The sequence below is a fragment of the Pseudoalteromonas sp. PS1M3 genome (assembly GCF_016865405.1).
Classification (GTDB): domain Bacteria; phylum Pseudomonadota; class Gammaproteobacteria; order Enterobacterales; family Alteromonadaceae; genus Pseudoalteromonas; species Pseudoalteromonas marina.
The window spans coordinates 1,933,929-1,955,357 of record NZ_AP022624.1 but is presented as its reverse complement, the minus strand read 5'-3'; the positions used below and the strand labels follow the sequence as shown (position 1 = coordinate 1,955,357).

Annotated in this window: 19 protein-coding genes; 10 read left to right on the top strand and 9 right to left on the bottom strand. The window is 41.4% G+C overall.

Annotated elements, in window-relative coordinates:
* Positions 1–130 precede the first annotated feature (130 nt).
* Together clpS and clpA are read left to right on the top strand one after the other, a co-directional pair.
* Entirely contained in the window at positions 131–439 is a 309-nt protein-coding gene (gene clpS, locus PS1M3_RS08985; protein WP_021032429.1) for an ATP-dependent Clp protease adapter ClpS, read from the top strand.
* Between the two features lie 68 nt (positions 440–507).
* A complete protein-coding gene (gene clpA, locus PS1M3_RS08980; protein ID WP_010556376.1) occupies positions 508–2,769 on the top strand; it encodes an ATP-dependent Clp protease ATP-binding subunit ClpA in 2,262 nt (753 codons plus the stop codon).
* Between the two features lie 192 nt (positions 2,770–2,961).
* Here the strand turns inward: clpA and infA are convergent, their stop codons facing one another.
* The 4 genes from infA to trxB all read right to left on the bottom strand — a co-directional run bounded on the left by infA (position 2,962) and on the right by trxB (position 5,733).
* On the bottom strand, positions 2,962–3,180 hold the full coding sequence (gene infA, locus PS1M3_RS08975) for a translation initiation factor IF-1 (protein WP_002962494.1): 219 nt from the start codon (positions 3,178–3,180) through the stop codon (positions 2,962–2,964).
* A gap of 90 nt (positions 3,181–3,270) precedes the next feature.
* Positions 3,271–3,975 (bottom strand): arginyltransferase, encoded by a 705-nt coding sequence (locus PS1M3_RS08970; RefSeq protein WP_203987298.1) that lies wholly within the window; start codon positions 3,973–3,975, stop codon positions 3,271–3,273.
* Entirely contained in the window at positions 3,968–4,684 is a 717-nt protein-coding gene (aat, locus tag PS1M3_RS08965) for a leucyl/phenylalanyl-tRNA--protein transferase (RefSeq protein WP_008128404.1), read from the bottom strand. Before aat ends, PS1M3_RS08970 begins: the two co-directional genes overlap by 8 nt.
* A 98-nt stretch (positions 4,685–4,782) precedes the next feature.
* Positions 4,783–5,733, bottom strand: a complete 951-nt coding sequence (gene trxB / locus PS1M3_RS08960) for a thioredoxin-disulfide reductase (RefSeq protein ID WP_006792874.1) — start codon at positions 5,731–5,733, stop codon at positions 4,783–4,785.
* A gap of 289 nt (positions 5,734–6,022) precedes the next feature.
* On the opposite strand from trxB, the gene pssA reads away from it, so the two are divergent.
* On the top strand, positions 6,023–7,348 hold the full coding sequence (gene pssA, locus PS1M3_RS08955; protein ID WP_203983655.1) for a CDP-diacylglycerol--serine O-phosphatidyltransferase: 1,326 nt from the start codon (positions 6,023–6,025) through the stop codon (positions 7,346–7,348).
* A 69-nt stretch (positions 7,349–7,417) separates the two neighbouring features.
* On the opposite strand, the gene ald is transcribed toward pssA, so the two are convergent.
* Positions 7,418–8,539 carry an alanine dehydrogenase gene (gene ald, locus PS1M3_RS08950; RefSeq protein WP_006792872.1) on the bottom strand — a complete coding sequence of 374 codons (1,122 nt, stop codon included), beginning with the start codon at positions 8,537–8,539 and terminating at the stop codon, positions 7,418–7,420.
* Positions 8,540–8,681: 142 nt separating this feature from the next.
* Between ald and lrp the strand changes: the two genes are divergently transcribed.
* From lrp to serS, 6 genes are all read left to right on the top strand, one after another.
* Positions 8,682–9,161, top strand: coding sequence for a leucine-responsive transcriptional regulator Lrp (gene lrp, locus PS1M3_RS08945; protein ID WP_006792871.1), 480 nt, complete (start codon positions 8,682–8,684; stop codon positions 9,159–9,161).
* Between the two features lie 157 nt (positions 9,162–9,318).
* The gene (locus tag PS1M3_RS08940; protein WP_008127237.1) at positions 9,319–11,817 is read left to right on the top strand and encodes a DNA translocase FtsK; all 2,499 of its coding nucleotides are present in this window, start codon (positions 9,319–9,321) and stop codon (positions 11,815–11,817) included.
* Positions 11,814–12,440: an outer membrane lipoprotein chaperone LolA gene (lolA, locus tag PS1M3_RS08935; protein WP_008127235.1), complete on the top strand. Its 627-nt coding sequence runs from the start codon at positions 11,814–11,816 to the stop codon at positions 12,438–12,440. The genes PS1M3_RS08940 and lolA overlap by 4 nt, the downstream gene beginning before the upstream one ends.
* The gene (locus tag PS1M3_RS08930) at positions 12,433–13,776 is read left to right on the top strand and encodes a replication-associated recombination protein A (protein ID WP_008127233.1); all 1,344 of its coding nucleotides are present in this window, start codon (positions 12,433–12,435) and stop codon (positions 13,774–13,776) included. The genes lolA and PS1M3_RS08930 overlap by 8 nt, the downstream gene beginning before the upstream one ends.
* Positions 13,769–14,149 (top strand): fluoride efflux transporter CrcB, encoded by a 381-nt coding sequence (gene crcB / locus PS1M3_RS08925; RefSeq protein ID WP_010556384.1) that lies wholly within the window; start codon positions 13,769–13,771, stop codon positions 14,147–14,149. The genes PS1M3_RS08930 and crcB overlap by 8 nt, the downstream gene beginning before the upstream one ends.
* An 8-nt stretch (positions 14,150–14,157) precedes the next feature.
* The gene (gene serS, locus PS1M3_RS08920; RefSeq protein ID WP_008127231.1) at positions 14,158–15,462 is read left to right on the top strand and encodes a serine--tRNA ligase; all 1,305 of its coding nucleotides are present in this window, start codon (positions 14,158–14,160) and stop codon (positions 15,460–15,462) included.
* A gap of 228 nt (positions 15,463–15,690) precedes the next feature.
* Here serS and PS1M3_RS08915 read toward each other — a convergent pair whose 3' ends face one another.
* Positions 15,691–16,653, bottom strand: a complete 963-nt coding sequence (locus tag PS1M3_RS08915; protein ID WP_203983647.1) for an integron integrase — start codon at positions 16,651–16,653, stop codon at positions 15,691–15,693.
* A 221-nt stretch (positions 16,654–16,874) separates the two neighbouring features.
* A complete protein-coding gene (locus tag PS1M3_RS08910) occupies positions 16,875–17,168 on the bottom strand; it encodes a hypothetical protein (RefSeq protein ID WP_203983645.1) in 294 nt (97 codons plus the stop codon).
* A gap of 107 nt (positions 17,169–17,275) precedes the next feature.
* Between PS1M3_RS08910 and PS1M3_RS08905 the strand changes: the two genes are divergently transcribed.
* Positions 17,276–17,797: a DUF6882 domain-containing protein gene (locus tag PS1M3_RS08905; protein WP_203983643.1), complete on the top strand. Its 522-nt coding sequence runs from the start codon at positions 17,276–17,278 to the stop codon at positions 17,795–17,797.
* Between the two features lie 880 nt (positions 17,798–18,677).
* On the opposite strand, the gene PS1M3_RS08900 is transcribed toward PS1M3_RS08905, so the two are convergent.
* Together PS1M3_RS08900 and PS1M3_RS08895 are read right to left on the bottom strand one after the other, a co-directional pair.
* Complete coding sequence (locus tag PS1M3_RS08900; RefSeq protein WP_203983636.1) at positions 18,678–19,721, bottom strand: IS110 family transposase; 1,044 nt, start codon at positions 19,719–19,721, stop codon at positions 18,678–18,680.
* A 477-nt stretch (positions 19,722–20,198) separates the two neighbouring features.
* Positions 20,199–21,353 (bottom strand): IS110 family transposase, encoded by a 1,155-nt coding sequence (locus tag PS1M3_RS08895; RefSeq protein WP_138740772.1) that lies wholly within the window; start codon positions 21,351–21,353, stop codon positions 20,199–20,201.
* Positions 21,354–21,429 lie beyond the last annotated feature (76 nt).

The following is a 21,429-nucleotide window of genomic DNA, read 5'->3' as shown; positions in this document are numbered from 1 at the left end:
AATCTATGTTTGACTGTAGTTTATTTAATCAATCAGTCAAGCTTTTTGAGCTATTTTTTAACATTTTATTTATTTTTTATTCAAGTTTGCTTGAGTTCCTTAGACAAGACTATATTTAATTATGAGTGGTATGAAAGATTCAGGTGTTATCGATACAGTTCGCGACAGTGAAAAGCAAAAGCTACAGCCGCCGCGAAAATACAAAGTTGTTTTAAATAATGACGATTACACGCCGATGGACTTTGTAATAGAAGTTTTAACGACGTTTTTTAATATGGATAGCGATAGAGCAACCGACGTGATGCTTCAAGTTCACGAAAAAGGTAAAGGCATTTGTGGCGTTTACAGCGCTGATGTAGCTTATACCAAAGTTGAACAAGTTAACCGCTACTCGCGTGATAACGAGCATCCGCTGCTTTGTAGTTGTGAGCAGGAATAAATACCAACTAGGGTGATCACACACCTGTTTGTTGTGGTATACATTATTATCTCAGTAAGGGGTTGCCAATGCTAAACAAAGACTTAGAACTTACATTAAATGCCGCGTTTCGTGAAGCGCGCACTCGCCGTCATGAGTTTATGACTGTCGAGCACCTTTTACTTGCGCTATTAGATAACCCTTCTGCTTCAGAAGCGCTAAATGCGTGTGGTGTTAACATTTCAGGCTTAAAATACGAATTGCTTGAATTTATTGATGAAACAACACCGGTTATCCCCGATTTAGAAGAAGAGCGTGAAACACAACCTACGCTTGGTTTTCAACGAGTATTACAGCGTGCAGTGTTTCATGTTCAATCATCAGGTAAAAACGAAGTTACCGGCGTAAATGTGTTGGTTGCTATTTTTTCTGAGCAAGAAAGCCAAGCCGTTTATCTGCTGAAGAAAAATGATGTTTCGCGCTTAGACATTGTTAATTTTATTTCTCATGGGATTTCAAAAACCGATGATGATTTAGGCGACGATACGGACGACATAAACGAAGAAGTGCAAGAAGTTCAAAATGAAGAGGTCAGCAAGCTAGACAGCTTCACTACTAACTTAAATGCGCAAGCACGCGATGGTAATATTGATCCATTGATTGGCCGTGACAGTGAAGTTGAACGTGCGGTACAAGTGTTGTGTCGTCGTAAAAAGAATAACCCGTTGCTTGTAGGTGAAGCGGGAGTGGGTAAAACAGCGATTGCTGAAGGGTTAGCTTATCGTATTGTTAACGAGCAAGTTCCAGAAGTGATTGCAGATGCAGTAGTTTACTCGTTAGACATGGGGGCATTACTTGCTGGTACAAAATACCGTGGCGATTTTGAAAAACGTTTTAAAAGTTTATTAAAAGAGCTACAAGCAAAACCAGGCTCTATTTTATTTATTGATGAAATTCACACCATCATTGGGGCAGGCGCTGCATCAGGTGGGGTTATGGATGCCTCTAACTTGCTTAAGCCATTACTTTCAAGTGGTAAGCTCCGTTGTATGGGGTCAACAACTTACAACGAGTATAAAAATATTTTTGAAAAAGACCGTGCATTAGTTCGTCGTTTTCAAAAAATTGATGTACTTGAGCCAAGTGTTGCCGATACCACTAAAATTCTGAATGGCCTGAAAGATCGTTATGAAGAACACCATGGTATTCGTTACACACAAAAAGCGTTAAAAGCCGCGGCGGAGCTGAGTGCTAAATACATTAACGAGCGTCACTTACCTGATAAAGCCATTGATGTAATAGATGAAGCCGGTGCAAACCAGCGTTTGCAGCCAAGCTCTAAACGTAAAAAAACCATTGGTGTGTCAGACATTGAAATGATCATATCCAAAATGGCGCGCATTCCACCACAAAATGTATCGTCATCGGATAAAGAAACGCTTAAAAATATTGACCGTAATCTTAAAATGTTGGTGTTTGGTCAAGATCAGTCAATTGATGCACTTACATCGGCAATCCGTTTGTCACGTTCTGGGCTAACAAGTGAAGAAAAACCAGTGGGTTCTTTCTTATTCGCTGGTCCTACCGGTGTTGGTAAAACAGAGGTAACTAAGCAGCTTGCAAAATGCATGGGTGTTGAGTTTATTCGTTTTGATATGTCGGAATATGTTGAGCGTCATGCAATTAGCCGCTTAATTGGTGCACCGCCAGGTTATGTTGGTTTTGAACAGGGCGGTTTGCTAACCGAGGCTGTTATTAAGAACCCTCATGCGGTGGTTTTACTCGATGAGATTGAAAAAGCGCATCCAGATATTTACAACATTTTATTGCAGGTAATGGATCACGGTACATTAACCGACAACAATGGCCGTAAAGCTGACTTTAGAAATGTTGTGCTGGTAATGACCACTAATGCCGGCGTGCAAGAAACAACTCGCAAGTCAATTGGCTTTAGTGAGCAGGATCATACACACGATGCAATGGGTGAAATTAACAAAACATTTTCACCAGAGTTTAGAAACCGCTTAGATAACATTATTTGGTTTAACCATCTTGAACGTGAAGTTATTTTGTTGGTGGTTGATAAATTTATTGTTGAACTGCAGGCACAGCTTGATAAGAAGTCGGTTAATTTTGAATTGACCTCTAAGGCACGTGAATGGTTAGCTGAAAAAGGATACGATAAAGCGATGGGTGCACGCCCAATGGCGCGTGTTATTCAAGAAGAGCTCAAAAAGCCACTCGCAAACGAAATACTGTTTGGTAAGTTGGCTGATGGCGGCACAGTGAAGGTGTCGGTAAAAGACAAGAAAATCCGTTTTGATTACGAAAGTAGTTTAACACCAGCATAAACCGCATAAGACTCTAAATGGCTCGCTTGTAATACCGGGCCATTTTTTATTTTAGGCAACAAAAAACCCAGCAAAAGCTGGGTTTTTTGTTTATTAAATGTAATTGCTAGTCAAAGTCCATCAATTACATTTAATAAACGCTTAAAGCTAGTTATACACTAGCCAAAAACTAAATCTCGTTTACGCACTTACTTAGCGAGCACGGAATACGATACGACCTTTCGATAAATCGTAAGGAGTCATTTCTACCGTTACTTTATCGCCGGTTAAAATACGGATATAGTTTTTGCGCATTTTGCCTGAAATATGAGCCACAACTACGTGACCATTTTCTAGCTCAACTCGGAACATTGTATTTGGTAAAGTATCAAGGACAGTCCCTTGCATTTCGATTACGTCTTCTTTCGCCATGTTTAGCGTAACACCTCTTTAATAGTTAAACGCTGCAGATTTTGCCCAAAATACACCAATAAGTAAAGGCGCAGGGGCTATATTTGCAAATTAAATAGCCAGCCACTCATCATTAAGCTGTTTTTGTGCGGGTAAAAACTGAGTTTTATACTTCATTTTGGTGCACTCATCAATTTGATAGCCCAAATACACAAATTGTTTATTTTGCGCTTTAGCAAATTTTAGCTGCTCTAATATCATAATTGACCCTAGGCTATAGTGCTCAAAGTCAGGGTCAAAAAACGTGTAAATAGCAGAAATAGCGTTGTCCATACAATCGGTTACAGCTACACCTACTAAAGTGTCTTGATGCCAAAGTTCGATAAATGTGATTTCAAGCCAACTGCAAAATAAAAAGCTTTGAAATTGTTCAGGCTGTGGTGGGTACATGCTGCCGTCTTGATGGCGCATAGTTATATATTTACTGTACAGCGGATAATACTCTGCTCGTTCGCTAGTAGAGTAAGTGACCGTAAACTGGGTTTTTGCTTTGTTTAGTTTACGTTTTTGTGATTTTGATGGCATAAATTCTTGCGCTAAAACACGAACAGAGTTACATGCACTGCAAACGGGGCAGTGAGGGCGGTATATTTGGTTACCACTGCGCCTAAAGCCGACTGCTAACAAAGATTCGAACTTTTCTGAGCAATAATAAGTGGGATCTAATATGACTAATAGTTGCTCGCGCCTGTTGGGCAGATAACTACACGCAAATTCTTGGCTTAAACCAACACGGGCTGTTAGGTTTTCATTCATAGATTGCAATAAGTTCCTGTGGTTCCCACATAGTAGGATTAACTTTATAGGTAAGTGCAGTGTTAAGTTTAGCTAAAAAATCAGTTCGAGGAATAACTTTTGCTCCCAAACTCATCAAATATGGGTTTTCGAGTTGGCAATCAATAAAATGAGCGTCATGGTATTTTAACCAATTCACAAGCGCCCACATAGCTAATTTAGAACAATTAGTTTGATGATGAAACATCGATTCGCCACAAAACACACCATTTTGCATAATTCCATACAGTCCACCTGCAAGCTCTCCGTTGCGCCACACCTCTAAGCTATGCGCTACGCCTGCATGATGAGCATTTATGTAAGCACTAAGCATATCAGTAGTGATCCAAGTACCGTCGGTATCAATGCGTTGGTCACGGCATGCTTCAATGACTTCAACAAAGGCGTTATTAACTGTCACTGTTACGGGGTATTTTTTTAGGTGCTTACGTAAACTTTTACTAACATGAAACTCATTTAACTCCACAATGCCACGTTCACTTGGTGACCACCACATAATAGGTTCGTTATCGCTAAACCAAGGAAATATCCCATTAGTATAAGCATTGCAAAGGCGAGCTAGGCTCAAGTCACCACCCACAGCTAGTAGGCCGTCTGGAGAAACTAATGCATATTCTGGATTGGGAAATGCTATATCTGTATCACTTAGTTGGTATAGCTGGTTAGTCATAACGTGTTTACTTTTTATAATTTGTTTTAAAAGTGTAACTATATTTTAGGCGTAAAAAAAGGGGCTGATTGTTCAGCCCCTTTTATAAAAAATAAACGTTATAGGTTGTCTAAATAGCGCTCTGCATCAAGGGCTGCCATACAGCCTGTTCCAGCAGATGTAATCGCTTGACGATAAATATGGTCAGACACATCACCTGCAGCAAAAACACCTGGTACGCTTGTTTGCGTTGCGTTACCGTTAAGACCTGACTCAACAACTAGGTAGCCGTCTTTCATTTCTAGCTGGCCTTCAAACATATCTGTGTTTGGTTTGTGGCCAATTGCTATAAATACACCCGCCAAATCTAAATCTTCAGTAGCATCAGATGCTACATCTTTAATGCGAATGCCTGTTACACCCATTTGGTCGCCCAAAACTTCGTCTAGTGTACGGTTGTAGTGCATTACCACGTTGCCGTTTGCCGCTTTTTCAGTAAGACGATCAGCAAGAATTTTTTCACTACGGAAACTATCGCGACGGTGAATTACATGGACTTCATCAGCAATGTTAGATAAGTATAGTGCTTCTTCAACTGCGGTATTACCACCACCAACTACTGCTACTTTTTGGCCTTTATAGAAAAAGCCATCACATGTTGCACACGCCGATACACCACGACCTTGGAAGTTTGTTTCAGACTCTAAGCCTAAGTATTTTGCAGATGCGCCTGTAGCAATAATAAGCGCATCACATGTGTATGTACCTTGATCGCCAGTTAGTGTGAAAGGGCGTTTAGAAACATCAACTTTGTTTATGTGGTCAAACACAATTTCGGTTTCAAAGCGTTCAGCATGCTCTTTCATGCGGTCCATAAGTGCAGGGCCTGTTAAACCGTGTGCATCACCCGGCCAGTTTTCAACTTCAGTGGTAGTAGTCAATTGACCACCTTGTTGCATACCTGTAATTAAAACAGGGTTTAAATTTGCACGGGCTGCATACACTGCAGCTGTGTAACCAGCTGGGCCAGAGCCTAAAATTAGTAGCTTACTATGTTTTGCTTCAGTCATGATATTTTCCTAAACGATTCTATACGGTCATTAATGCGCTCGATTCTAAGAAAAACAAGGCAGAAGTAAACAAAATCTGAGATTATTTTTTTTAGTAAATCGAAAACCTGTTCATTTTTATGTACTAAACAAACATACTTTTATGCCTTGCAGGGTAAACTAGCTCAATAAATAGACTAACAAGCAACAAAACGTCGTTAATTCATGACCACTTTGATTTTTTTTGTTATGTTTTACCTAATTTTGATTTGTCACTGATAGATTATGTGACCTAAATGAATAGGCAACTATGTTATTTTGGCAGGAAAAACCCGCATTTGGGTTGACTTCAAAAGACGTTAACGTCTTAACCAATGCGCAAGATTACCGCACACAATTACTTAATTTAATCGCTAACGCAAAAAAGCGCATTTATATTACTGCGCTTTATTTGCAAGATGATGAAGCAGGCCGCGAAGTTTTAGAGGCATTACACAATGCGTCTTTAGCCAACCCTGCACTTGAAGTAAAAGTACTGGTCGATTTTCATCGTGCCCAGCGTGGGCTTATTGGTGCTGAGAAATCAGACGGGAACGCAAGTTTATACTGTGACTATCTAGAAAAATTTAAATCAAATGTACAAGTATTTGGTGTACCGGTAAAAGCGAAAGAGCTGTTTGGTGTATTACACCTAAAAGGTTTTGTAATAGACGACACGTTGCTTTACAGCGGTGCTAGCTTAAATAATGTGTATTTACAGCACAGTGACCGCTACAGGCTTGACCGTTACTTTTTAATTACGCAAAAAGGCCTGTGTGACTCTGTAATAGACTTTATTGAATCAAAGCTATTGAGTTCAGTGGCAGTGCCTCGTATCGACATGCGTCCGCTCAAGCGATTAATTGACTTTAAACTTGAACAAAAGCAATTAATGCGTGATCTAAAAGCAGCAAGTTATAAGTCGGCTGAGCAAGCAAGCAATAATGCGTTAAATATTCGCTTGTTTTTAGGGCTTGGGCGTCGTCATAACGAACTTAATCGTATGATCAAAGCCCTTTTTGATACAACAGAGCGTGAGTTAGTACTTTATACACCGTACTTCAATTTTCCTGCGCCGCTTATGCGTTCGTTACGCAGGCTTTTGAAACAAGGCAAACATATTACAATTGTTGTGGGTGATAAAACCGCTAATGATTTTTATATGCCACCTAGTGAGCCGTTTAGTAAAATTGGTGCGTTGCCTTATTTATACGAAACTATTTTGCATAAATTTGTTAAAACACAAAAACGCCATATAGATAACGGTAATTTGAATGTATACCTTTGGAAACACGACAATAACTCTTTCCATTTAAAAGGAATATGTGCAGATAGATCAAAGCATTTATTGAGTGGGCATAACCTAAACCCACGAGCATGGGGTTTAGACATAGAAAACGGGATATTAATTGAAGATCCTGAGCAAACTATCATGCAAGCAATTGATAACGAAAAGCATGAAATTCTTAAGCACTGTCGCCGACTAACAGGGCCAGACGATTTAGAAATCATGGAAGATTACCCTCAGCCAGTTAAAAAGTTACTTGGCCAAGCAAAACGGGTAAAAGTAGACTTTATTATTAAACGGTTTATTTAGATTGAATTTAAATTAGACATAAAAAAAAGCAGCTTTATAGCTGCTTTTTTTATTGGTACAAACGCTTAATTAAGCGTTTTCAACCGCTGTACGTGGGTCAACGTAATCCATGTTAAATGCTTCAGCAACTTCTTTGTACGTTACTTGGCCTTTAATTACATTTAAGCCTTTTAGGAAGTTAGCGTCGTCTAGCAATGCCTTTTTGTAACCTTTGTTTGCAAGGTTAATGATAAACGGCAATGTTGCATTGTTAAGTGCAAATGTAGACGTACGAGGAACAGCACCCGGCATGTTAGCAACACAGTAGTGAACAACTTCATCAACGATGAAAGTAGGATCAGCATGCGTTGTTGCTTTAGATGTTGCAATACAACCGCCTTGGTCAATAGCAACGTCAACAATAGCAGCGCCAGGCTTCATTGCTTTGATGTGCTCTGCTGTTACAAGCTTAGGAGCAGCAGCGCCAGGGATTAGTACGCCACCAATTACTAGGTCTGCTTCTAGTACGTGTTTTTCAAGTGCATCAGCCGTTGAGTAAATAGCTTTTACTTTATTACCAAATTGCGCGTCTAGTGCACGCAGTACATCGATATTACGATCAAGTACTACAACATCAGCACCTAGGCCTACAGCCATTTGTGCTGCGCTACGACCAACCATGCCGCCGCCGATAACAACAACTTTAGCCGGCTCAACACCAGGTACACCGCCTAGTAACATACCACGACCGTGGTTAGATTTTTCAAGGGCTTGTGCACCGGCTTGGATAGACATACGGCCAGCTACTTCACTCATTGGCGCTAAAAGTGGTAAACCACCACGAGAGTCAGTTACTGTTTCATAAGCAATACAAATCGCTTTGCTCTTAACAAGGTCTTCAGTTTGTGGAAGATCCGGTGCAAGGTGAAGGTAAGTGAAAAGAATTTGGTCTTCACGAAGCATTGCACGTTCAACTGCTTGTGGTTCTTTTACTTTTACAATCATGTCTGCGTTTGCAAAAACGTCAGCCGCAGTTGCTAAAATGTCTGCACCTGCTTGGGTGTAATCTTCATCTGTAAAACCAATACCCATACCTGCATTCGTTTCTACAACCACTTGGTGGCCGTGATTAACTAATTCACGAACACTAGCAGGAACCATACCTACGCGGTATTCATGGTTTTTGATTTCTTTAGGTACACCAATAATCATAACATTTGCCTTATTAAGAACGGATTGAAATTTTTCACTATTATATTCATGACAAGCCAGTGTGTCTCACCTTTTTTAAATACCAAGCTAGTGTTATTATCTAAATAATAAAAATAAACAGAGTAAAAAACTAGTGAGCCTTATGCATCAGTTATTAGACAGAATAGACCGTAAAATTTTGATGGAATTACAACATGATGGGCGTCTTTCAAATGTTGAACTGGCCCGACGAGTTGGCCTGAGCGCCACGCCCTGCCTAGAGCGCGTAAAAAAGCTTGAGCGAGAAGGTTACATACTCGGATACAAAGCGGTGGTCGATCCGGCTAAGTTAGGGCAGGGGTTATCGGTGTATGTAGAAGTTACGATTACCAAAACCTCGCCAGACGTATTTGACGAGTTTAGTGCAGCCGTGAAAAAGCACGAAGAAATAATAGAATGTCACCTAGTGTCGGGTAATTTTGATTTCTTACTTAAAACGCGTGTTAATGATATGTCAGAATACCGTGGTGTATTAGGAGACATTCTTTTAAAGTTGCCAAACGTGAGTGAAAGTCGAACCTATGTAGTTATGGAAGAAGTAAAAGGTGAAGACGGCGTAATTATTCGCCCTTACATTGCATAAGTTTAACTGTTAAAGGTAAACAGACTCAAATTTATAAAAACGTGTTCATAATCAGGCCATACACATTAAGATAAAGTGCATCAAATTGCATTTCCTGCTAAGGTATTTGACTGCTGTTGAAGTGTAATAAATAGAATAATAAGAGGGATAGGAAGTTATGCGCCTAAACGGTGTGCAAAGACTATTAGAAACAGGGCTGATTATCAGTACCTTTGCTGCAATATTTATTTTATGTGCCTTAATCAGTTTTGACCCGGCAGATCCTTCGTGGTCACAAACCGGCGAATTTAGAAACGTAAAAAATATTACAGGCACCGCCGGTGCGTGGGTTGCCGATATACTGCTGCTTACTTTTGGGTGGCTTGCGTATTTAGTTCCGGCGGCGATTCAGTTATTCGGCTATTTATTGTTTAAACAGCCGCACCGTATTTTACAGCTTGATTACACAACATTAGCCCTTCGCATTATAGGCTTAGCCCTGTTTGTGACCTCAGCTACGGCAATTAGCAGTATTAACTTCGACGATATTTATAATTTTTCATCAGGCGGGGTAGTGGGAGATGTCATTGCGACTGCCATGATGCCGGCGTTTAATTTTACCGGCACATCAATTTTGCTATTGTGTTTCTTTTTTGCAGGATTAACCCTTTTAACAGGCGTGTCGTGGGTTGATTTTGTAGATTACCTAGGCGATTTAATGGTTAGGTTGTATCGCTTTATTACTTCGTACATAAAAGGTTGGATAAACAGAGAACGAATTGCTGCAAACACAAACAGTGACAATGCAGATGCTCAGTTTAACGACGACCTCACTGAGCAGCTTGAAGCGCCAGTAGAGGCAAAAAACGACGCACCTCAAAAAGCCATTAATAAACCGCAAACGCCTTTTACAGAGCCACATATCAGCGACGACTACAGCCCATTTGATGAGCTTGACGATATACTCGATCAAGAAATTGGCTTTAGTGCAATAGATGATGAACCAATGGATACGGCAGCGGCATTAAACGCGCTTGATCAAAGCCAAGTTGTAGAACCTGAAAAACCAGTAACAACCGTGGTATCGCCAGCAAGGCCTATGCCAAAAGCAAAGCCTGCGTATCAGCCACCACCAACAGCAAAAGAAAAGTTTGAACAACTGCTTGACCAAGAGCCGCCACCAGGCCCATTACCGTCGCTTGATTTACTCGACAGACCCGATAAAGCTAAAAACCCAATTTCGCAAGAAGAGCTCGATGTTGTATCTCGCCTTGTAGAGACAAAACTTCTCGACTTTAACGTACAAGCTACAGTAGTTGGTGTATATCCTGGGCCTGTTGTAACGCGATTTGAGCTTGATTTAGCACCGGGTATAAAGGTGTCTAAAATTACCGGTTTATCAAAAGATTTAGCCCGCTCGCTTTCAGCTATTAGTGTACGTGTTGTTGAAGTTATACCGGGTAAAACTTACATAGGCATAGAGCTGCCTAACAAACACCGTGAAATAGTTCGCTTGTCTGAAGTAATAAATGCGCCTAAATTTGAGCAAAATCCATCACCGCTTACCATGGTGTTAGGTAAAGACATTGCAGGGCAACCTGTGTGTGCCGATTTAGGTAAAATGCCACATTTATTGGTAGCTGGTACAACGGGCTCGGGTAAGTCAGTGGGCGTTAATGTAATGATATTAAGCTTACTGTATAAATCGGGCCCAGATGATGTACGTATGATCATGATTGACCCTAAAATGCTTGAACTTTCGGTTTACGAGGGGATACCGCATTTATTATGTGAAGTGGTTACCGACATGAAAGAAGCGGCTAACGCGCTGCGTTGGTGTGTAGGTGAAATGGAACGTCGTTATAAATTAATGTCGGCGTTGGGTGTGCGTAATTTAAAAGGTTACAACCAAAAAGTACTTGATGCCAAAGAAGCGGGCTACCCCATTATGGACCCACTTTTTAAAGACACAGACGGTATGAAGGACGGCCCCGACGAGCTTGAAAAACTACCAAGCATTGTTGTGGTAATTGATGAGTTTGCCGACATGATGATGATTGTTGGTAAAAAAGTAGAAGAACTTATTGCACGTATAGCGCAAAAAGCACGTGCAGCAGGGATTCACTTAGTACTTGCCACTCAGCGTCCATCGGTTGATGTAATTACAGGCTTAATTAAAGCCAATATACCAACGCGTATGGCGTTTCAGGTATCAAGTAAAATAGATTCGCGCACCATACTTGACCAGCAAGGAGCCGAAAACTTACTCGGTATGGGTGACATGCTTTATTTACCGCCAGGTACAAGCGTGCCAGAGCGTGTGCATGGCGCATTTGTAGATGACCACGAAGTACACGCAGTCGTTAACGATTGGAAAGCGCGTGCTAAACCTAATTACATAGATGAAATTCTTAATGGCGATGCCACTGAAGATATTTTACTACCCGGTGAAGCAAGTGAAAGTGCAGATGAAGAGTCAGACCCACTTTACGACGAGGCGGTCGCATTTGTAATTGAGACAGGCAAGGTATCGGTTTCATCAGTACAACGTAAGTTACGCGTAGGCTATAACCGTGCAGCACGCTTAGTAGAACAAATGGAAACATCAGGTATCGTAAGTTCACCAGGTCATAATGGTGCTCGCGATGTATTAGTACCTAATGGAGCAAACCAATGAAAAAATTAAACAGTTTATTATTAGTATTAAGTGGCTTAATTGCCGCACCGAGTTTTGCAGACGACAGCCAAGCACTGCAAGACAAACTGGCAACACTTAAAAGCTTTAAAGCGCAGTTTGCACAAAAAGTAACAGACAAAGAAGGCCAAGCCGTAATGCAAGGCGAGGGTACAATCGCCCTTAAACAACCTATGATGATACGCTGGGAACAAACCAACCCAGACGATACTTTATTTGTATCTAATGGTGATAAAACCTATTACTTCGACAGTTTTGCTGAGCAAGTAACCATAATGAATACTCACAGCTTAATAGACTCAACGCCGTTTGTATTACTTACCTCAAAAGACCCTGCACAATGGGAAAAATACAGTGTTCAAGCAACAGACTCAGGCTATAGTGTTACGCCAAATAAAGGCGTAGAAAGCCAAGTAGAGCAGTTAGATATTACGTTTGTGGATAACCAAGCAGGCCTTGCAACATTAGTAGTGACAGATAACTCGGGCCAACTTTCATCGTTTACTTTTAACGATGCTAAAGTAAACACCGAGCTTGACGCCACAGTATTTGAATTTACACCGCCAGAAGGTGTTGAAATAGACGATCAAAGCCACGGTGAGTAATTTAGGCTTTAACTTTGGACCCGATGTACGCCCACTTGCGGCGCGAATGCGCCCAACAACGCTTGATGAATACATAGGTCAGCAGCATTTACTTAGTAGTGACAAACCTTTGCATCAAGCTATTGTTGCAGGGCGCTGCCATAGCTTAATTTTGTGGGGGCCGCCAGGGGTGGGTAAAACAACCTTGGCGCAAATTATAGCAAACCACGCCGATGCCGAGCTTATACAAATGTCGGCTGTGACCGCAGGCGTAAAAGATATTCGCGACAGCGTAACGCAAGCGCACGATAACCTACAAAGCCGCGGGCAACGCACTTTAATGTTTGTGGATGAAGTACACCGCTTTAACAAATCGCAGCAAGATGCATTTTTACCTCACATAGAAGACGGCACGTTTATATTTGTAGGCGCGACAACCGAAAACCCCTCGTTTGCACTTAATAATGCGATTTTATCGCGCGCACGCGTTTATGTTTTAAAGTCGCTTGCCGATACCGACTTATACACAGTAATAGAGCGCGCACTTGAGCAAGATGAGCAGCTAAACCAAAAAAACATTGTGATTGCCGATAACGCCAAAAAGGCGCTTTGCCAAGCAAGCGGCGGCGATGCCCGCAAAGTGTTAAACCTGCTTGAGCAAGCGGTTGATTTAACCACCGAGCATAACGGCACATACAACGTAGATGAGCACGTATTAAGCCAAGTACTGCCAACCCATTTAGCTAAATACGATAAAGGTGGCGATGAATTTTACGATTTAATCTCGGCTTTTCATAAATCGGTACGAGGCAGCTCACCGGATGGTGCGCTGTATTGGTATTGCCGTATTTTAGCCGGTGGCGGCGACCCACTTTATGTAGCGAGGCGTTTACTTGCCATTGCCACAGAAGACATAGGTAACGCAGACCCACGTGCGATGGAAGTGGCATTAAACGCTTGGGATATATTTCAGCGTGTAGGCCCAAGTGAGGGCGAACGCGCCATTGCACAAGCCACCTTATATTTGGCCAGCGCACCCAAAAGTAATGCGGTTTATATGGCGTTTAATCAAGCAAAGGCAGATGCCAAAAACGAGCCAAGTTACCCAGTGCCTGAGCATTTACGTAATGCACCAACCAACTTAATGAAAGACTTAGGTTATGGCGCCGAGTACCGTTATGCGCATAACGAAGAGGGCGCCTTTGCCGCTGGTGAAAAATACTTACCACCAGAAATGGACGGCAAGGAATATTACCTGCCGAGCGATCGCGGCCTTGAGCAAAAAATTAAACAAAAACTCGATTACCTAAAAGAGCGCGATGCGCAAAGCCCACTTAAACGATACGAAAATGATTAAACTTTATATGATGATCGCCCTTGGCGGTGCTTCAGGTGCTTGTTTACGGTTTTTTATTAGCGAAACCATGCTAAAACTCCTTGGTAGGGGATTCCCTTTTGGTACGTTGGCGGTTAATATTCTGGGTTCATTGTTAATGGGCGTTTTATACGGTTTGATAGATAAACAAATTATCACTGTAAGCCCCGCTAAAACCCTTATAGGTATTGGCTTTTTAGGTGCATTAACCACCTTTTCAACATTCTCAATGGACTCGTTGTTGTTGTTACAACAAGGTCACTTTATTAAAATGGCCCTCAATATCATCTTAAATGTGATGGTCTGTATTTTTATGGCTTGGCTGGGCCTTCAGCTGGTAATGCAAAAAGGTTAAAAACTAACATGTTAGATTCTAAATATTTACGACAAGACGTTGAGCAAACTGCAGCACGCTTAGCGGCTCGTGGCTACGAGCTTGATGTTGCAAAAGTGACAGAACTTGAAGAGCAACGCAAAACATTACAAGTAAAAACGCAAGAGCTTCAAAGTCAACGTAACGCCAGTGCTAAAGCCATTGGCCAAGCAAAAGCGAAAGGCGAAGACGCACAGCCGCTATTAGACGCAGTGGCAAATTTAGGCAGCGAATTAGACGCAACTAAAAAAGCGCAAGACGAAGTACTCAACGCGATTAACGACATTGCTTTAGCAATTCCAAATTTACCAGACGAATCAGTACCAGAAGGCGCTGATGAAGACGACAACGTTGAAATACTTACCTGGGGCACGCCTAAAAAGTACGACTTTGAAGTAAAAGATCACGTAGATGTAGGGCAAGACCTAAACGGCCTAGATTTTGAAATGGGCGTTAAAATTAGTGGCGCACGTTTTACAGTAATGCGCGGCCAAGTAGCACGTATGCACCGTGCACTAACGCAATACATGCTAGACACCCACACAGACACAAACGGCTATACAGAAATGTATGTACCGTACTTAGTAAACAGCGCAAGCCTATACGGCACAAGCCAATTACCTAAGTTTGCAGGCGACTTATTCCATACATTAGGCCTAGTAAACGACGACGGTGAACAACAAGCTGGCTTTAGCTTAATCCCTACAGCAGAAGTACCGTTGACTAACAGCGCACGCGACGAGATTTACGACGAAAGCGATTTACCGATTCGCTTAACTGCGCACACACCGTGTTTTAGAAGTGAAGCGGGCAGCTACGGTCGCGATACACGCGGCTTAATTCGCCAGCATCAGTTTGATAAAGTTGAACTAGTACAACTAGTTAAACCAGAAGATTCAATGCAAGCGCTTGAAGAGCTAACAGGCCACGCAGAGCAAATTTTACAAGCATTAGAACTACCATACCGTAAAGTAATTTTATGTATGGGCGACATGGGCTTTGGCGCAGCTAAAACATACGACTTAGAAGTATGGTTACCGGCACAAGATACCTACCGTGAAATTTCATCTTGTTCAAACATGGTTGATTTCCAAGCGCGCCGTATGCAAGCACGTTTTCGCCGTGAAGGGGCTAAAAAACCAGAGTTACTACATACACTAAATGGCTCAGGTTTAGCCGTTGGCCGTACACTAGTTGCCATACTAGAAAACTACCAACAAGCCGATGGTTCAGTAGTAGTACCAGAAGTATTACGCCCATACATGGGTGGACTTGAAGTGATTGGTAAAGCGTAAGGTTTAGCTATTAGTTTTTTGGCTATAAGTTTTAAGTAGAAAAGCCGCTGTTTTAAACGAACAGCGGTTTTTTTGTTTTAGGAAAAGGTTCGAGGTTAAAGGTAAAAGCTGAGATATTAATTCGCAGTGAAATTCATTGTGTAAGAATCGGCTTCATACATTATCGACGCTATTTTTGTATAAGGCGTACTTTAACGCGTGACACACAATTAAAAACTTTTGCTGGTTTTATAATCTCGAAAATGGGCTTACAACACCATTGGCTCCTTGTTGTAAAACATGAGTATATATTTGGGTTGTTCGCACATCACTATGGCCTAATTGTGCCTGAACCGTACGAATATCAGCGCCACTTTGCAATAGGTGCGTTGCAAATGAATGGCGTAAGGTATGTGGTGTAACGTGTTTCCTAATTTTTGCATCGTCAGCAGCCTGTTTAACAGCGCGTTGTAATTGCTTTTCATCAATATGATGACGCCTCAGCTGCTTACTCTCAGGATCAATGCTTAATTTATGTGATGAAAATAAATATTGCCAACCTAATTGTCTGTTATGGTTTGGATATTTTTTACGTAACAAATGCGGCATGTAAGCGCCGCTATATAAGGGGTTTTTCAGATCTAATTGCAGGTAACTATCAACTAATTGTATTTGAGAACGTAATTGCGGTATGAGCTCTACTGCAAGCGTTACAACACGATTTTTACCTCCTTTGCCATCCCAAATTCGAATGCAGTTATAGTCAAAGTCAATATCGTGTACTCGTAAACGCAGTACCTCCATTAATCGCATACCACTGCCATAAAGTAGTCCACAGGGTAAATAATGCTTCGCAGAGCACACTTTAAAAAAATTATTTATTTCCTGCTGCGTTAAAACTACCGGTAGTTTAGTTGCTCGTTTGCTCTTAATAAAACCTAATGATAATGAGAGTGGCTTTTTAATCACTTCTTTAAATAAAAAGCTCAACGCATTTAAGGCTTGTGTTTGAGTATTAGGGGCAACATCTTGTTGGTTGACTAAATGATTTAAAAAAAGTTCGACCTCATTATCTCCCATCGTTGTTGGGTGCCTCATAGAGTTAAAACGAATAAACGAAGCTATCCAGTATAAATACGCTTTAATGGTACTTTTAGCATAACGCTTTAGATACATTTGTTCGGCTATCATAGTTAAAAAAGGTGATTTCATGATATGAATCTCTAGCAAAATTTAACTGTATATATAGACAGTGCATATTGTTTTGTCCAATATTACTGATCTCCACCATTTCGGTGTATTTTCGCACTGATTAAAAATAATTATCAGTTAACTAATTGTTTACAGGTGTTTATTTGATGGTTAAGATAAATGCATTGTAATATATGGACATTTGTCGGTTTATAAAACGACAAATGTCGTAGACAAAATTGTTATGTTTCTTCGTGGATACCTTCAGCCAATTTTGCAACACATAGATCAAATGCTTCTCTCGGTGAGGCGGCGCATTCAATCAATACCGTACCATCGTTTTGGTTGAAGAAATCACTGGCATCGAAGTAATCGCTATCACCACCAACCAGGTCTTCCCATTTTTCATCAAAGTCCCACTCAATTACTGCACAGCCAGCAGCAAGCCACCCTCCGCCGTACCGTCCTGCCATTACACGTATTTCTCCACTACAGAAATCCATGTATTCCCACATCTTTTTTTCTTCTACAGACATATCTGCCTCCTTAGGCACAAAACATAACAACGCATAGCAGCGGGACTGCGCTACGCTTGCCCCTGTCTGCCAGGTTAGGGGTACAAAAGAATAACCATCGAGGCACTATGAAAAGAATTATCGCAACAATAATTGCAACACTAGGAATCGGAGCGCAGGCTGAGGAAATGGACCCACAAAAATACATAGCCCAAAGTTATTCTGGGTTGCAGGATGTCACTCAAGCACACTCTCGGTCGTGGGGTTTAGGCCAAGAAATTAATTGGGGCGTAGATCAAAGTACGGGGCTTATTTCATTTATTTTTGAAGGTGGCAAAAAAGCAGAAGCTCCTGTTCAAATTATAGGTACATATTCTTCATCTCAAGGTACATTCATGTGGGGCTGGGAACACCCATCGGTTCAGCCTAGTATTGGTGAGGCCGCAGCCTTAGTTAAAAATTTTGGCGAAGAGCACGGTTTATCTAAATTAACTTCTCAGCCCGTAAAACTTACTGAGCAGGAAGCATGGGAATTTACGGCATTGGCAATGCGTCTTTCAAATGCAAACGGCGCATATCGTGCAAATGCAGGTGGTGGCACATGGGTATATATGACATTTGGCAAAGTATCATTGTCGCAAAACCCCTAACAAATCAATCAAAGTCGCCTGCGGCTGGACGCGCTAACGCGCGCCCTTTATTGAGGCGTTAGTTGCCGCAAAAAATAGTATAAATGTATTTTTTACTTGCGGTGTTTTACTTAAGGATTTTGCGTTTGTGTCGTTTCTTTTTTGTGGTAAGTTAAATGCAATAAAATCAGCTTTAGCTTTTTGCCAAACTGTTTTCGCCTAAAGGGATTTAGTATTTATCGCTCAATTCCTTTCGGTTATTTAATTTATGTTGGCGTAATCGCTTAATTAGTTTTTTCGTAATCGGCTCAAATTCACGGTAAGTGTACTATTGCGGCGGGGTATTTTTGGATCCTTCCGCAAAACTATTGAATATTTTTAAAAATGGTTGGTTGGGCAATTACAGTTACAAGCAACTAACACATATGAGCCTTAACTCTGTCAATAGGCATTAGTTTTCTTTTTGACCGTTTTTATAAATTGACGGTCAATTCTAAATCAATAAACAAATTCGTTTACTTCGTATGTCGATGCGGCTGTTAAGCAAGTAGCTTACGGCAAACACATATAGAGGCTCTCTTATTGCGATCTCATCGCAGCCAGCTTTTTCCCATATCCTTTTGGGGTTGCTGGGGCACTAGACATTCATCGGTTAACCTCATCATGGCACTATTCAAGGCGGCTGGTTTCATCATTATGATCCAGTTAGTTTCAGGCTCAAGTCAGGTGTAAGCGACTTTGTTTATTGTATTAATGCACGCGTACTGAGCGTCTAATCAAGACAAGTGGCTTAGGTCTGTAGGCATATAATCAGGTTAAACCTTGTTGGTTATTAACTCACCCAATTGATTGATGCTCAGCCTTATATCCAGTTAGATGTTCAGCTCACTCAATACCGTGACTAACTCTTTAAGAATTTTGCTTCATCGAATACCGTCTCTTTTTTAAGCATATAATAAACACAGCGACCAAGCTTATGCGCAAGCGCTGACAGTGCTTTGGCTTTACTCATTCGTTTTTGTAGTTTTTCGAGGTATTTGTTGGCGTTGTGATTGTGACGCAGCAGCAATACAGCGGCTTCGGAGAACGCCCATTTTAGATGTGCATTGCCAATTTTGTTGCCTTGGGTGCCATAGGTTTTGCCGGCAGACTCTGCTTTACATTTGACTAACCGACTATATGAAGCGAACTTTTGTACGCTTGAAAAGCGATTAATGTCACCAATCTCATAAATAATGGTAAGTGCGAGAATGCGGCCTATACCATTTATTGTTTGCAAGATATTAAGGTGAACAGGATTGTGTTGCTTGGCCATTTGTTCAATATAATGCTCTAAAGGCTTAAGCTCGCTGTGATAGCAATCGAGTATGGCCATATTTAAATTAATGGATCGTTGCACAACGGGGTCAGGGAAGTAGTAGCGCATCTTTTCTCTGTCGCAGACGTTCTTTAAATTCACGTTGTGGGCAGGTAAATTGTACTGGCTGGCGGTATTGGCGACATGGGCTTTTAAATCAGCTCCGTGGCGAACAATTTTAGTTCTTCGGCGTAATAAGTCGCGCGTAGCACGCATATCTTTGTCATACACATAAGCAAGTGGAAAGTTCCCCCCACGGATGAGTTTGGCAATTTTATATGAATCTATTTTATCGTTTTTGGCTTTACCGCCATGAATCGCCTTCATATATAACGCATGACCGAGAATAAAGTCGATAGTGTGTTCTTTACAAAAGTCAGCGACCCAATACCAGCAATGCATGCATTCTACGCCAACCACAATATCACCGATATACGGTTTTAGTAGTTTTAATAGTGCTTCTGGGTCATCTTTAATTTTCTTGTGAACAAGTATAAGTCCTGTATTATCAATGATACAGACGTAAAGTAATCGCGCGTGTAAATCGATTCCACAATAATATGGATGCATGTTATTGTAAAAGTTCATTGAGCTTTCTCCTGTAAGGTTGGTTGCCTTTTCAGCGTAGCGAATAATCGCGATGCTGGGGAGGAGGCTCAATGAGTATCAAGGCAATCAATAGGACGCAAAACGCTTGGCTTGCGCTCCTTCGTCGCTAATTATAGCCAAGCATTTGTGCGCCCATTATTGAGGCGTTGGTATGACTCCCATTGTCAAGTTAAACGCACTGATCCTTGCCTAACTTTTAAGCCATAATTATTTTAGCTCGAATTAGAGCGAGTTAATACATAGGATGAAGCAAGTAATGTCGTCGGTTATCTTGCTGATATTCGTTGGTTATTACTATTTCTAGTAACAGAGCAGACCTTACTTATTTCGTCGTGGCACCTGTCTTCAGTCTATGTTCGTGGTTCAATGCAGCGTTAGCTGCATTGCCATCCTAACGCCGTCGGTGGTTGTGCCACACCCGATGCTTGATCCCATGCATTAACTCTAATTCTTTTATCATGCGGGTACTCTTGCCAATCTAAGTTTTTTATTCACTGGCGTAAGCACCACTTCTCTTGCAATAGCCCATATGTACGCAATCATTTCTCGGGCAATGGCGGTAACAACCAGATTGTAGTGTTTCCCTTTGGCTATCATTTTTTTATAGCGTTTGCAGAGCCTAATCTGTGCTTTCCACGCAATATCAATAATGTCCTTTGGTAAACCTTCTTGTCGTTTTTGCATATCTGTGGATATATTTGCTGCATAGCGATAAGTATGTGCACCTTCCACAAGAAGGCGCCTTGCTCGGCCGTTCCCGCATTTTGTGATGGCGCCAATATGGCGTTTGCCACCACTCGAGTGTTCACTGGGTACAAGACCGAGATAACTCATTAATTTGCGGGGATGGTCGAAACGCGATAAATCGCCAAGCTCAGCAACAACGCCAGTGGCGACCAACAAACGGACACCACGCATAGCTTGTATTGCTTTTACTACAGGATAATAACGCCACTGGTGAACGTGGTGTGTTAGTTCATTATCTAGCCGCTCAAGTCGGCTTATTCGTTCGGTAATTGTGTGTAAAAATTCTTGTAAGACGATGTGCTGAGCGGGGTGTGGCAACACAAGCTCAGTGAGCCAACGTAAATGTTTTTGTGACCAATTCGCAGTGCCTTTGTAATTAATATTATTGCGAAGCAGCAGCGCCTTTAATTGATATTTGGCATCTTTTAAATCCTTCATGGCTACTTCGCGTGCACGAGATAAATCACGTACAGCTTCATCTTCAGGCTCAGGAACATAGATAGGTGTTAAATCTTCAGACTTAAGTAATTTAGCAAGCTTAAGGGCATCACGTTTATCGGTTTTAATTTTCTCACCAGGTTTTTTAGGAATAAGAGAAGGTGCAACCACATAACAGCAATGGCCAAGGCTGGTAATTAATCGGTAAATCCAATAACCACATGGGCCAGCTTCATAAACAAAATGAAGTGTTGCGCCAGGGTATTTCGATTCGAACTGGCGAACAAGCTTTTGAACGGCCATTTTGGAAGACGAAACTCGGCCAAGATGAACAGGTTGCGCACCTCTATGTTCTTCAATATAGGCAACTTCATTGAATTCTTTATGTGTATCAAGACCGATAAAAAGTATGCTATGTTTATTCATGTTAGCCTCTGCTGTTTAGTTAATTGACAAACTAATTATGGCTCTGGCTTTGAATTAAGCTAACCCACGAAAAGCG

Excerpts from the sequence above, each read along its gene's own strand:
- pssA (WP_203983655.1), top strand. The coding sequence starts at position 6,023 with ATGTTATTTTGGCAGGAAAAACCCGCATTTGGGTTGACTTCAAAAGAC.
- lrp (WP_006792871.1), top strand. The coding sequence starts at position 8,682 with ATGCATCAGTTATTAGACAGAATAGACCGTAAAATTTTGATGGAATTA.
- aat (WP_008128404.1), bottom strand. The coding sequence starts at position 4,684 with ATGACTAACCAGCTATACCAACTAAGTGATACAGATATAGCATTTCCC.
- serS (WP_008127231.1), top strand. The coding sequence starts at position 14,158 with ATGTTAGATTCTAAATATTTACGACAAGACGTTGAGCAAACTGCAGCA.
- PS1M3_RS08910 (WP_203983645.1), bottom strand. The coding sequence starts at position 17,168 with ATGTCTGTAGAAGAAAAAAAGATGTGGGAATACATGGATTTCTGTAGT.
- crcB (WP_010556384.1), top strand. The coding sequence starts at position 13,769 with ATGATTAAACTTTATATGATGATCGCCCTTGGCGGTGCTTCAGGTGCT.
- PS1M3_RS08895 (WP_138740772.1), bottom strand. The coding sequence starts at position 21,353 with ATGAATAAACATAGCATACTTTTTATCGGTCTTGATACACATAAAGAA.
- clpS (WP_021032429.1), top strand. The coding sequence starts at position 131 with ATGAAAGATTCAGGTGTTATCGATACAGTTCGCGACAGTGAAAAGCAA.
- PS1M3_RS08970 (WP_203987298.1), bottom strand. The coding sequence starts at position 3,975 with ATGAATGAAAACCTAACAGCCCGTGTTGGTTTAAGCCAAGAATTTGCG.
- PS1M3_RS08900 (WP_203983636.1), bottom strand. The coding sequence starts at position 19,721 with ATGAACTTTTACAATAACATGCATCCATATTATTGTGGAATCGATTTA.
- PS1M3_RS08940 (WP_008127237.1), top strand. The coding sequence starts at position 9,319 with ATGCGCCTAAACGGTGTGCAAAGACTATTAGAAACAGGGCTGATTATC.
- lolA (WP_008127235.1), top strand. The coding sequence starts at position 11,814 with ATGAAAAAATTAAACAGTTTATTATTAGTATTAAGTGGCTTAATTGCC.
- PS1M3_RS08915 (WP_203983647.1), bottom strand. The coding sequence starts at position 16,653 with ATGAAATCACCTTTTTTAACTATGATAGCCGAACAAATGTATCTAAAG.
- infA (WP_002962494.1), bottom strand. The coding sequence starts at position 3,180 with ATGGCGAAAGAAGACGTAATCGAAATGCAAGGGACTGTCCTTGATACT.
- trxB (WP_006792874.1), bottom strand. The coding sequence starts at position 5,733 with ATGACTGAAGCAAAACATAGTAAGCTACTAATTTTAGGCTCTGGCCCA.
- clpA (WP_010556376.1), top strand. The coding sequence starts at position 508 with ATGCTAAACAAAGACTTAGAACTTACATTAAATGCCGCGTTTCGTGAA.
- ald (WP_006792872.1), bottom strand. The coding sequence starts at position 8,539 with ATGATTATTGGTGTACCTAAAGAAATCAAAAACCATGAATACCGCGTA.
- PS1M3_RS08905 (WP_203983643.1), top strand. The coding sequence starts at position 17,276 with ATGAAAAGAATTATCGCAACAATAATTGCAACACTAGGAATCGGAGCG.